Consider the following 12,173-nt stretch of genomic DNA (forward strand, 5'->3'; position numbering starts at 1 on the left):
GATGGTCAAGGCGTGTACATGCCTACCCCCTGCGCAGGAGGACGGTGGCAGGGGGCAGTTGGTTCACCGCGGGCGCCGAGAGTGGCCGGAAATCCCGGGTCAGCGGGGTTCAGGCGGGGTTCAGGCGGGGTTGAGGCGGGGTTCGGAAACAGACTCTCAGCGCCGGCCGAGGAACACCGGGTTGGTAAAGGCCGCCAGCGGCCCCGGCAGGCCCGGCACGACCGGTGGGTGGCGGACCTCGGCCCGTACGTACGCGGCGTACGCGGCCGTGGTGCGCCACTCGGCCGTACCCGACCCGTCCGCGTCGAGCGTGGTCGTGAAGAGCCGGCCCTGGTCGGTGACGAAGTGGACCGTGCAGCCGGGCGCGCCCTGCGTCTCAAGCCGTACGGTGACCGACTCGTCGGGACCCACGGCCAGCCGCCCGCCGATACCCGCGTGCTGCCCGCGGCTGCCGGCCGCGGTGAAGGCGAGGGTCACCTGCGACGACTCGGCGACATAGCTGCGGCCCGCCCTGATCCCGGCCAGGATCGCCTCACGGGTCAGGTCGTCGGCGAGTACGACGGTCTGCGGGGTGCCGACCGGGTCGGGGTCGCGGTGGGCGTCGCTGTTGCCCATGGCCGGAATCCAGGAGCCCGCCGCCTTGCCCGAACGCGCCCCCGACACCAGCGTGTTGTCCCACTCCGCGAGCGACACCTCGTCGTCCGGGGTGTACGGGCCGTTCCACACCTCGACCGCGTCCGCGTCGCCGAAGCCGAACTTCCAGTTGCAGCCGATGCAGGTGGCGTGCGGATGGGCGGGCACCACCAGACCCCCGCTGGAGCGGATCTTGCGGGCGTAGTGGCCGAAGCGGTTGTCGCGGGCGCGGTAGCGCCAGTCCACGAAGGTGCCGGGGTCGGTGCCGAGGGCGACGATGTGGCCGTTGCGCGTGGTGACCTCCTCACCGAGCAGGATCAGCAGGTCGTCGCCCGCGAGCTCGGCCCACGCGGCGTGCGCGGCATGCGTGTTGTGCTCGGAGGTGTTGATGAAGTCCAGGCCCGCGGCGCGGGCGAGCGAGGCGATCTCGGCGGTGGTGCGGCGGCCGTCCGAGTAGACCGAGTGCAGATGGCAGTCGCCGCGGTACCAGGCGCGGCCGCGCCCCTTGGCGCGCTCGGGCGGATAGACGGGCTTCGGGGCGGCGTCCGGCTTTCCGTACGTGAGGGTGATGGTCACCTCGTACGCGAGTCCGTCGGGCGCGACCGTGTAGGGGCCCAGGGCGATGTTCCAGGTGCCGCGGCGGATGGGGCCCGGGATATAGCCGGGCGTCGCGTCGTCGGCGCGCAGGAAGAACTCGCTGCGCGCGCCGCCCGACCAGCCGCGGAAGCCCTTGCCGCCGAGCTGGGTGCCGCGCTCGTCGAAGATGCCGATGTCCAGGGCGTTGCCCTGGGTGCCGGGCGGCGTCCGCGGCCGCTCGTACGTGTACGAGACGTCGATCTGCCGTACGCCGTACGGCACTTCGACGGGCAGGTACACATAGTCGGGCGACCCGGTGGGCAGGGTGCCCCGCACGGTCCTGCTCTCCCGGCCGCTTGTGTCACCCTGGCTGCCCGCGGGTTCGCGCTCGTCGGCGCCGGCGAAGCTCACACTGTTCAACGTAAGGGCGGCAGCGGCTCCCGTCACGAGGAGTGCGCGTCTGTTCGGGTGGTGTTGCGCGCCGCTTTCCGTGCCGTGTTCCTCGCACATGCCGTCGGCTCCCCAGGGTGTCGGAAGGGACAGTGGTGATACGTGACAACCCTGGTATTGAGCCCTGAACCCTTCCCGAAGGGAAGGCTGTTGACAGCTTTCCACCGCGTGGCGAACTGTTCCAGCCAGCATCGACCCCGGAGGCCTCCCGTATGCGCTTCGCGACCACGATCTTCCTGACGGACGAGACGATCACGCCGGTACGGCTCGCGCGCGAGCTGGAGCAGCGCGGCTTCGCCGGGCTCTACCTGCCCGAGCACACCCACATCCCGGTGAGCCGGCAGACCCCGGCCCCGATGGGCGGCGAACTCCCGCGCGAGTACGGCCGCACCCTGGACCCCTTCGTGGCCCTGGGCCAGGCCGCCGCGGTGACCACCACGCTCTCCGTCGGCACCGGCATCACCCTGCTCGCCCAGCACGACCCGATCGTCCTGGCCAAGCAGGCCGCGACGCTGGACCATCTTTCCGGCGGCCGCTTCACGCTGGGCCTCGGCTTCGGCTGGAACGTCGAGGAAGCCGCCGACCACGGCGTCGACTGGCACACCCGCCGCGCGCTCGTACGCGACCGCATGGCCCTGATGCGCGCCCTGTGGTCAGCCGAGCCCACCGCGCACAAAGGCGAGTTCTGCTCGGTCAGCGCCAGCCATGCCCACCCCAAGCCGGTACGCGGGCCCCGCGGCCCGGTCGTCGGCCCCCGCACCCTGATCGGCGGCGGCGCGGGCCCTCTTCTGTTCGCCCACATCGCGGAGTACGCCGACGGCTGGCTTCCCATCGGCGGCCGCGGCCTCACCGAGACCGTGCCGGTCCTGCGCGAGGCCTGGGCGGCGGCGGGCCGCGATGGCATCCCCGAGATCGTCCCGTACGCGGTACGCCCCAGCCCCGGCAAACTGGCCCACTACGCGGAGCTGGGCGTACCGGAGGTGGTTCTGCAACTGCCGCCCGGGGACGAGGCGGAGGTCCTGCGGACGCTGGACGAGTACAGCCAGTACCTGTGAGTCCGGTGCCTGTGCGTTTCCGCGCGCCCAGCGGTCGGTAATTCCCCGAGTCCGAGTGATCATCGGCACGTAACGCCCCGCAGACACTGTCAGTGGCCGCTCGTATGCTCGGTTCATGACGGATCAGCAGCCCGTACGACCGAGGCCTACCGAGAACGCCATGCGGCGTGCCCTCAAGCGTGCGCGGGACGGGGTCGCGCTCGATGTCTCCGAGGCGGCCGTACTGCTCCAGGCGCGGGGGGACGACCTCACGGACCTGGCCGCTTCGGCCGCGCGGGTGCGGGACGCGGGGCTTGAGGCCGCCGGGCGGCCGGGGGTCATCACGTACTCGAAGAGCGTGTTCATTCCGCTCACCCGGCTCTGCCGGGACAAGTGCCACTACTGCACGTTCGCCACCGTGCCGGGGAAGCTGCGGCGCGCGGGACACGGGATGTTCATGTCCCCCGACGAGGTGCTGGACATCGCCCGGCGCGGCGCCGAACTGGGTTGCAAGGAAGCGCTGATCACCCTCGGCGACAAGCCGGAGGACCGCTGGCCCGAGGCGCGTGAGTGGCTGGAGGCCGAGGGGTACGACGACACGATCACGTATGTGCGGGCGATGGCGATCCGCATCCTGGAGGAGACGGGGCTGCTGCCGCACCTCAACCCCGGGGTGATGTCCTGGACCGACTTCCAACGGCTCAAGCCGGTCGCGCCGTCCATGGGGATGATGCTGGAGACCACGGCGACACGGCTGTGGAGCGAGCCGGGCGGGCCGCACTACGGCTCGCCCGACAAGGAGCCCGCGGTCCGGCTGCGCGTACTGGAGGACGCCGGGCGCTCGTCCGTCCCCTTCACCAGCGGACTGCTGATCGGGATCGGCGAGACGTACGAGGAGCGCGCCGACTCGCTGTTCGCGCTGCGCCGGGTCGCCCGCTCGTACCACGGCATCCAGGAGCTGATCATCCAGAACTTCCGCGCCAAGCCGGACACGGCGATGCGCGGGATGCCGGACGCCGAGCTGGACGACCTGGTCGCCACGGTCGCCGTCGCCCGGCACATCATGGGCCCGTCCGGCTGCCTGCAGGCCCCGCCCAACCTCGTCGACGGCGAGTACGAGCGGCTCATCGGCGCCGGGATCGACGACTGGGGCGGAGTCTCGCCTCTCACCCCGGACCATGTGAACCCCGAGAAGCCCTGGCCCCAGCTGGACGAACTCGCCGAGCGCTCCGCGGCCGCGGGCTTCCGCCTCTCCGAGCGCCTCTGTGTCTACCCGGAGTTCGTCCAGCGCGGCGAGCCCTGGCTCGACCCGCGTCTGCTGCCGCACGTGAACGCACTCGCCGACCCGGAGACGGGCCTGGCGCGCGATGTGCGGCCCCAGGGCCTGCCCTGGCAGGAGCCCGACGAGGGCTTCACCGCGACCTCCGCCGGCCGCACCGACCTGCACCACACCATCGACACCACAGGACGCACCTCGGACCGCCGCGACGACTTCGACGAGGTGTACGGCGACTGGGAGGCCCTGCGCGAGCAGGCGGCCCCCGGCATGGTCCCCTCGCGTATCGACGGCGACGTACGGAGCGCTCTGCGCCAGGCCGCCGACGACCCCACCCGCCTCACCGACGACGAGGCGCTGGCCCTGCTGCACGCGGACGGCCCGGCGCTCGACGCGCTCTGCCGGATCGCCGACGACCTCCGCAAGTCAGTCGTGGGCGACGACGTCACCTACATCGTGACGCGGAACATCAACTTCACCAACGTCTGCTACACCGGCTGCCGCTTCTGCGCCTTCGCCCAGCGCCGCACGGACGCCGACGCGTACACCCTCTCCCTCGACCAGGTCGCCGACCGCGCCCAGCAGGCGTGGGAGGTGGGTGCGATCGAGGTGTGCATGCAGGGCGGCATCCACCCCGACCTGCCGGGCACGGCGTACTTCGACATCGCCCGCGCCGTGAAGAAGCGCGTCCCCGGTATGCACGTCCACGCCTTCTCGCCGATGGAGGTCGTCAACGGCGCGACCAGGACCGGGCTTTCGATCCGTGAGTGGCTCACCGCGGCCAAGGAGGCGGGACTCGACTCCATCCCCGGCACGGCCGCCGAGATCCTCGACGACGAGGTGCGCTGGGTCCTGACCAAGGGCAAACTGCCGACCGCCACCTGGATCGAGGTCGTCAAGACCGCCCACGAGCTGGGCATCCGCTCCTCCTCCACGATGATGTACGGCCACGTGGACCAGCCCCGCCACTGGCTCGGCCACTTCCGCACCCTGGCCGCGATCCAGCGGGATGCGTTGTCCAAAGACGTGGACGGCTTCACGGAGTTCGTCACGCTCCCCTTCATCCACACCAACGCCCCGGTCTACCTGGCCGGAATCGCCCGGCCAGGACCCACAACGCGCGACAACCGCGCGGTGGTCGCCATGGCCCGCCTGCTCCTCCACCCCCACATCCCCAACATCCAGACCAGCTGGGTGAAGCTGGGCACGGAGGGCGCGGCGGAGATGCTGCGCTCGGGCGCCAACGACCTGGGCGGCACGCTGATGGAGGAGACCATCTCCCGGATGGCCGGGTCGAGTTACGGCTCGTACCGCTCGGTCAAGGACCTGGTCGCCATCGCGGACGCGGCGGGCCGCCCGGCCAGGCCGCGCACGACGCTGTACGGCGAGGTCCCCGAGGAACGCCAGCGTGCGGCGAGGGCGTCGGACGGCCACCTGCCGGAACTCCTCCCGGTCCTGGAATAGGGGACGTTGCTGCCCATGACCCTCATCGACTGGCAGTCGACAGCCGCACACGACTTCCCCTTCCCCTCCTCCATACCGACCACTCAACTCGCCGACGAACTCTCGGCGATGCTCGTGTCCCCCGACCCCGAGGTACGCGACGACCACGCCTACACGGCCGCCGCGCGCTGGATACGCGAGGGCCACCTCGACGGGGCCCTGCCGGACCTCGGCAACACGGCGGCGGCCCGCCTCGCCCACCCCGAGATCCAGGCCCGCACCTTCGCCCCGCTCGCCCTGCGCTGCGTGCTGGCCCGAGGACAGTCCGCCCCCGGCACGGTTCCCCAGCCGACCGCGGAACGCTGGTACGCCGCGTTCGCCGCGTGGTACCCGGCCGAGCGCGACACCCGCGGCTGGGACGACTCTCTCGGCTGGCTGCACGCGGTCGCCCACGGTGCCGACGCGGCCGCCGCGTTCGCCGAGGCCCTACCGGCCCGCCGCACCGACCTCCTGGACCTGTGCGCCCACCGCATGACGGCCCCGCACGCCGACTACCGCTACGCCCAACTCGAAGACGCCCGCCTGGCCCGCGCCCTCACCCGCATCCTGCTGGGCCCCGACCTGACCGCCCCCCAGTCCACCGACTGGCTGACCGTGGTGAGGAAGGCCCTGGAAGGCGGCGGTCCAGGCCCCGTGCCCCCATGGGCCTTCAACACCTTCGCCACCCTCCAGTCCCTCCACCTCCACCTGACCCGAGGACTGGTGGAGGAGGGCATACCCGCACACGCCCCGGCCATCGCCGCCGAGGTCGCCTCCATCCTCCGCCTGCCCTACGGCTGGCTGGCCTGACCGGCTACAGGGGGCGCTCGTAGCGGAGACCGGGGCGCCCTTCGATCCTGACGTCCGCCACCTCGGCGAAGCCGCTGCGCTGGAGGACGGCCTGGGACGCCGGGGGCCCGCGCCTCCTGCGCGACTCCCGGGGTCGTCACGTACTCGCGATGAGCTCGGCCATCTCTGAGTGGTACACGCCGCACCAGACGACGTCCCGGTCCTCCCAAAAGTGAATTGCGAGGCCACATTTCGCATAACCTCGCCGCCTCCAAACGGACGTTCCCGGTCGATTACAGTGCTGCGGGACTGGGGGTACCGGAGGGAGGGGCGCGATGGGCGCAGCGGCCACGGCCATCTGGGGCCGGGCGGAGCAGCAGGACTTCCGCAGCCGAGTGCGCGGCACGCTGCTCGGTTCCGCGCTCGGTGACGCGCTCGGGGCGCCGCTGGCCGGGCTCGGGCTCGACGCGATACGTACCGCGTACGGCGCGGACGGGCTCACCGACCTCGCCCCCGCCTACGGCAGACGCGGTGCGGTGACCGCGGCGACCCAGCTCGGTCTGTTCACCGTCGACGGGCTGATACGCGCGCAGGTGCGGCGCGACACGGGTGCCTGGCATCCGCCCACCGACGTGCACCGCGCGCATCGCCGATGGGCCGCCACGCAGCACGAGTGGGGGCCCGACGAGCGGCGCAAGGACGACGGGTGGCTGGCGCGTGAGGAGTGGCTGTACGCCCGCCGCGACCCTGGCCGGGCCTGTCTCCTCGGGTTCGGCGACGAGGCGATGGGCACGCTGGACGCGCCCCGCAATCCCGCCGAGCTCGGTACGGGTGCGGCGGTGCGGTCCGCGCCGTTCGGGCTGCTCGTCGGGTGGGAGCCGCAGCTGGTACTGCAGCTCGCCGTCGAGTGCGCCGTGCAGAGCCATGGCCACCCCGCCGCGTATCTCGCCGCGGGGGCGCAGGCCGTCCTGGTGCACGGTCTGGCCCGCGGGGAGTCCCTGGACGGCGCCGTCCAGCACACCCTGGCCCTGCTGGCCACCAGGCCCGGGCACGAGCCGGTCACCTCGGCGCTCCGGCAGGCGCTGGGCGCGGTGCGGCAGGGGATGCCGAGCGCGGCGCGGGTGGAGGCGCTGGCGCTGCCGTCCGTGGACGGGGGAGCGGGGGATGTGCTCGGCGCCGCGGTCTACTGTGCGCTGGTCTGCGAGGACATCCGGCACGGGCTGACCCTTGCGGTCAATCACGGGGGTGACTCGGTGGGTACGGGGGTGTTGGCCGGGGCGCTTCTCGGCGCCCTGCACGGTGAGACCGCGCTGCCGCCGGGGTGGCTCGCCGAGCTGGAGGGCCGCCCGACGATCTTGTCGCTCGCGGACGACTTCGCGATGGAGATGACGCAGGGGCCCGCTCTGCACGGGCCGGGGGCGTCGGCGCCGGGGTGGCTGGCACGGTATCCGCGGGGTTGAGGAGCAGGCTCTGAGGTCAGAGCCCCGCCTACCGCATCAGCTCGCCTGCGTTCACCAGCAGCGATTGGCCCGTGATCGACCGGGCCCGGTCCGACGCCAGGAACGTCACCGCGTCCGCGACGTCGCCGTCCGTCGCCAGTGACGGGAGTGCCATGCGCTCCGTGAGGCGGGCGAGCACCGAAGCCTCCGGTACGCCCTCGCGCTGCGCGGTGAGGCGGACGTACGCCTCGACCGGTGGGCCCCACATCCAGCCGGGCAGCACCGTGTTGACCCGGATATGGTCCGGCCCCAGCTCTCTCGCCAGGGAGTACATCGCCGATGTGAGCGCCCCCTTGGACGCCGCGTACGCCGCCTGCCGCACCTGCGAGGGCGCGGCGACGGCGGACTGCGTACCGATGATGACGACCGAGCCGCCGCGCTCCCTGAGCGCCGGCAGACAGGCCCGCGTCATCCGCAGTGTGCCCAGCAGGTTGACATCGATGACCTGCTGCCACGTCGTGAAGTCCGCGTCCGTGAGCCCCCCGAAGTAGCTGTCCCAGGCCGCGACATGGACCACCGCGTCGATCCGCCCGAACCGTTCGAGCGCCAGCGCGGCGAGGGCCTCGCACTGGCCCTCGTCGGTGATATCGGTCGAGCGGTACGCGGTCCTGCCGCCTTCGGGGTCGATCTCGGCCGCGGACTTGGCGAGGTTCGCCTCGGTCCGCGCCCCGAGCACGGCCCGCCCCCCGTCGTGTACCACCGCCGCCGCGACCTCGTGGCCGAGCCCGGCGCCGACCCCGGAGACGAGCACGGTCTTTCCCTGCAGCATCAGCACGGACGCCTCCGCGAGTCTGGTGGATTGTCTGACGGGGCGTCAGAGTAGGTCCGTTCAGGGAAGGACGGAAGGGGACTGGGGACTGATGGGTGAAGAGACGCGCAGTGAGGTGTACGCGGAGCTGGCGGCCGTGGGGCCGTACGGGACGCATCCGGGGCACGCCCTGATCACCATGGTCGAACCGCATCCCGGCCATGAGTACGCGTACAACCGCTGGTACGAGGACGATCACTACTACGCCGGTGCGATGGCCATGCCCTGGATGTACGCCGGACGCCGCTGGGTCGCCACCAGGGACCTCCAACTGCTCCGGTATCCGGAGGAGTCGGCCGTCGCGCAGCCGGTGACCGCGGGGTGCTACCTCTCCACGTACTGGATCACCGACGGACGCTACGACGACCACATGAAGTGGACCGTCGGCATCAACAAGCGGCTCAACCGGGACGGGCGGGTCTACCAGGACCGTACGCATGTCTTCACCTCCTTCCAGGATCACTTGGCGACCGTCTACCGGGACGGGGCGGCCGGGCCGCGCGATGTCCACGCGCTCGATCACCCCTACCGGGGGCTGGTCCTGGAGGTGATCGACGCCGAAGGTCCTGAGCGGCGGGCGGAGTTGCTGGAGTGGCTGCGGGCCAAGTGCCTGCCGCGCGGACTGTCCGGGTCGCCGGCCGCGATGGTGGTGGTGTTCGGGCCGACGCCGCTGCCGGGGGACCGGATGTCGTACGTGAAGCAGGTCGAGGGGGTCGACACACGGCTCACGCTGCTGTGGTTCCTGCAAGCGGATCCGAGGGAGTGCTGGTCCGAGCACTTCGCGAACCAAGCCGAGGAGGTCGGCAAGTCAGGCCTGGGGCGGGTCGAGTTGGTGGCGCCGTTCATCCCGACCGTGCCGGGTACCGACACCTATGTCGATCAGCTACGGCAGTCGTAGGGGCATGCGTCACGCGCGCATGGCCGAGCCCCCTCGGCCGGGACGGCGGGCCAGTCGAGAGGGCTCTTCGATGATGCGATGTGGTGCTATGCGGTTGTGGTCGCCAGTACTTCCGCCTATGGCGCGATCTCTGGGATCTCTCCGCATCAGGCGAGGTCGGCAGTCCCCCCGCTGACCTGTCCGATGAACGCGTTCCAGGAGTCGGGGCCGAAGGCGATGGCCGGACCCTCGGGGACCTTGGAGTCCCGCACGGCGATCGCGTGCAGCACGGGGGACTTGACCTCTACGCACGCGCCGTTTCCGGTGGAGTACGACGACTTTGTCCAGGTGGTCGTGGTTCCTTGCTGAATTGCCATTTTTGCTCCGTCTAGCAGTTGTCGAGATTCGATCTGCCAACGAACTTGTTGGCGTGATCGACGCTACTCGCGAACTTCGGTGAGTGAAGCTGCCATTCACTCGACCGGATGGCATATTCCAGCTAGGTCTTCCCTCTTGACGCCGTGTAGGTGTACGGTTCGGCGCCTTCTGACGGAGGGTGATCCGAATCGGCCGGACCGGCGCGTGGCGTGCGGGTGTCAGGTCAGCGGTTTGGCGTACTCCTTCGCGATCTCCGTAATGAACTGGCGAGTTTGATCCACATTCAGGGCCTGAGCCCGGAGATGCTCGTACATGACGCTGTATTTCTGTACGTCATGGGCCTTTTCCAGATAAAGGTCGCTGGTGACACCCTCGATGTAGACGACGCTCGAATCGGCGGCGTCCGGGAACTCGAGTACGGCGTACTGCCCGTTCACGCCCGGGTGCGCCCCCATCGTGAACGGCATCACCTGGACCGTCACATGCGGCAGCTGCGACACCTCCACCAGGTGATCCAGCTGGTCGATCATCACCTGGCGGTCGCCGACGGTCCGGCGCAGCGCCGCCTCGTCGAGTACGGCCCACAGCCGCAGCGGGCTCTCCTCCGCGTTGATCCGGTCCTGGCGGCGCATCCGTACCTGGACACGCTTCTCGATGTCGGTCGGCGTGGTCTCCGGCAGCGCGCCGTTGATCAGGGCCTCCGCGTAGGCGCGGGTCTGCAGCAGGCCGGAGACGACCTGGGGCTCGTACACGCGCAGCGACGCCGCGTCCGTCTCCAGGCCGATGTAGACGCTGTACGGAATGTCGCCGTAGGCATGCCACCAGCCCTGCTGGCGGCTGTCCTTGGCCATTTGCATCAGCGAGTCGACGATGCGGTGGTCATCGACCTCGTACACGCCGCACAGGTCGCGTACGTCTCGCTGGCTGATGGAGCGCCGGCCGTTCTCCAGGCGGCTGATCTTCGACTGGGAGACCAGCAGGCGCTCGGCCACCTCCTCCGCCGTCATGCCCTTGAGCTCGCGGAGCCGACGCAGCTCCTGGCCCAACCGGCGTCGTCTGACGGTGGGATTGACGTTGGACGCCACGGGAAGTGCACCTCCGGCTGAAGCCTCTTTGCGTATCTGGTGTTCAGCAGATTGCCACCAAGAGGTGACTCAGCGCTGGGAAACAGCGGATGACGTGCGGGGACGTGTAGTGCTGCGCCCTGTGGGGCCACGGTGGCGGGGCCCGGCCGGACATGCGGGTGCGCGGGGCGGCGGACCGGCTCCGTCGTCCTGGACGGCCGGTCACCACCCCGCGCGACCCAGCGGCTCCCGAACCGGGTCTGTGGGGACTGCGGTGCGGCGTTGGTAGCGGGTGGTGCGCGGTGCTCGTACTGCTTGCCGTGCTTGGCCTTGGCCGTGCTTGCCGTGCTTGGCCTTGGCCGTGCTGGCGGTGCGTGCGCGTGGTGCTTGAGGGTGCGGTGCGGGTGCCGGCTCAGCTCAGTGGGCCACGGCCCGTGCCATGGAACCCCGGCGCGGCTGCATCGGGACGCCGTTGGCATTCGCGGTGTCCGGTGCGGCGGTGGCCCTGGCCGGTTGGCGGCCGACCGGTGCCGGTGAGCGGCGCGGCTGTGCGGCCACGCCGTTCTGGACGTCCATCACGGCGTGCGCCACGAGGCCGCCCATGGGGTCGTGCCTGATCAGATCCCGGAGCCGGGAGCGCGATGAGCGCCCTTCGTTCCCCGGGTAGAGGTGCTTGCCGAGTCCGACCGCGTGGGCCAGTGCGGCGAGCGCCGCGGTCCGCGGGTCCGGTGGTACGCCGGTGCGGATCGCTGAGTCCAGCCGGGCCTTGATCTCCCGGCTGATGGCCGTGTCCGTCGCCTGGTAGCGAGTCGTCGGCAGCACTCCGCACATCTGGCCCGCTACGGCATGCACCATGCCGCACCGTTCCAGATGCGAGAGATAGGTCTGGCGCAGCCCCAGGCGGGGCCCGCCGATCCAGTTGACCGCGCGTACCGGAGCGCCACGCCTGCGTAGCAGTTCCAGTGCACAGTCCAGTGTCGGATCTCCAGTCGGCCGTGGTACGACCACGGCGATACGATCCCCGTCAGGGGCTATCCGTCCGGCCAGTGCCAGCTCTACTAGCTGTGCTCCGGCCAGACCGAGGTCGAGCGACTGCGGCTGCGCTGTGGTACCCGTGGTCGGGTCCAGAGCGAGCAGCAGAAGCTCCTCCGGAATTGTTCTGCGGCTCCTGCCCATCCATGCCTCCCCGCGTGGATGAATGACAGGGTGACCCCTCTCACATTCATCTGTCGAGAGCACGAGGGTTGTTTGTACGGGAACCGGCAGGTATGTCGTTCTCGTCTACCACGGGGGTTAAGCCCCCACAC

The 12,173-nt window shown here is 70.7% G+C and carries 10 protein-coding genes; 5 read left to right on the forward strand and 5 right to left on the reverse strand.

Features of this window, described 5'->3' with window-relative positions; genetic code table 11:
- Nucleotides 1-156 precede the first annotated feature (156 nt).
- Nucleotides 157-1,719 carry a CehA/McbA family metallohydrolase gene (locus U9R90_RS30985; protein ID WP_411060237.1) on the reverse strand — a complete coding sequence of 521 codons (1,563 nt, stop codon included), beginning with the start codon at nt 1,717-1,719 and terminating at the stop codon, nt 157-159.
- 152 nt (nt 1,720-1,871) lie between these two features.
- Between U9R90_RS30985 and U9R90_RS30990 the strand changes: the two genes are divergently transcribed.
- From U9R90_RS30990 to U9R90_RS31005, 4 genes are all read left to right on the forward strand, one after another.
- The gene (locus U9R90_RS30990) at nt 1,872-2,714 is read left to right on the forward strand and encodes an LLM class F420-dependent oxidoreductase (protein ID WP_411060239.1); all 843 of its coding nucleotides are present in this window, start codon (nt 1,872-1,874) and stop codon (nt 2,712-2,714) included.
- A 115-nt stretch (nt 2,715-2,829) separates the two neighbouring features.
- On the forward strand, nt 2,830-5,433 hold the full coding sequence (locus U9R90_RS30995; protein ID WP_411060241.1) for a bifunctional FO biosynthesis protein CofGH: 2,604 nt from the start codon (nt 2,830-2,832) through the stop codon (nt 5,431-5,433).
- A gap of 15 nt (nt 5,434-5,448) precedes the next feature.
- On the forward strand, nt 5,449-6,261 hold the full coding sequence (locus U9R90_RS31000; protein ID WP_411060243.1) for a DUF2785 domain-containing protein: 813 nt from the start codon (nt 5,449-5,451) through the stop codon (nt 6,259-6,261).
- 314 nt (nt 6,262-6,575) lie between these two features.
- Nucleotides 6,576-7,700, forward strand: coding sequence for an ADP-ribosylglycohydrolase family protein (locus tag U9R90_RS31005; protein WP_411060244.1), 1,125 nt, complete (start codon nt 6,576-6,578; stop codon nt 7,698-7,700).
- 28 nt (nt 7,701-7,728) lie between these two features.
- On the opposite strand, the gene U9R90_RS31010 is transcribed toward U9R90_RS31005, so the two are convergent.
- Complete coding sequence (locus tag U9R90_RS31010; protein ID WP_411060245.1) at nt 7,729-8,514, reverse strand: SDR family oxidoreductase; 786 nt, start codon at nt 8,512-8,514, stop codon at nt 7,729-7,731.
- 85 nt (nt 8,515-8,599) lie between these two features.
- On the opposite strand from U9R90_RS31010, the gene U9R90_RS31015 reads away from it, so the two are divergent.
- Nucleotides 8,600-9,445, forward strand: a complete 846-nt coding sequence (locus tag U9R90_RS31015; protein ID WP_411060246.1) for a hypothetical protein — start codon at nt 8,600-8,602, stop codon at nt 9,443-9,445.
- Between the two features lie 146 nt (nt 9,446-9,591).
- On the opposite strand, the gene U9R90_RS31020 is transcribed toward U9R90_RS31015, so the two are convergent.
- The 3 genes from U9R90_RS31020 to U9R90_RS31030 all read right to left on the reverse strand — a co-directional run bounded on the left by U9R90_RS31020 (nt 9,592) and on the right by U9R90_RS31030 (nt 12,042).
- On the reverse strand, nt 9,592-9,801 hold the full coding sequence (locus U9R90_RS31020) for a DUF397 domain-containing protein (protein WP_411060247.1): 210 nt from the start codon (nt 9,799-9,801) through the stop codon (nt 9,592-9,594).
- Nucleotides 9,802-10,020: 219 nt separating this feature from the next.
- Nucleotides 10,021-10,887: a helix-turn-helix domain-containing protein gene (locus tag U9R90_RS31025; protein ID WP_411060248.1), complete on the reverse strand. Its 867-nt coding sequence runs from the start codon at nt 10,885-10,887 to the stop codon at nt 10,021-10,023.
- A 396-nt stretch (nt 10,888-11,283) separates the two neighbouring features.
- Entirely contained in the window at nt 11,284-12,042 is a 759-nt protein-coding gene (locus U9R90_RS31030; RefSeq protein ID WP_411060249.1) for a GOLPH3/VPS74 family protein, read from the reverse strand.
- Nucleotides 12,043-12,173 lie beyond the last annotated feature (131 nt).

This window comes from Streptomyces sp. E11-3, assembly GCF_046540415.1.
Lineage (GTDB): Bacteria > Actinomycetota > Actinomycetes > Streptomycetales > Streptomycetaceae > Streptomyces.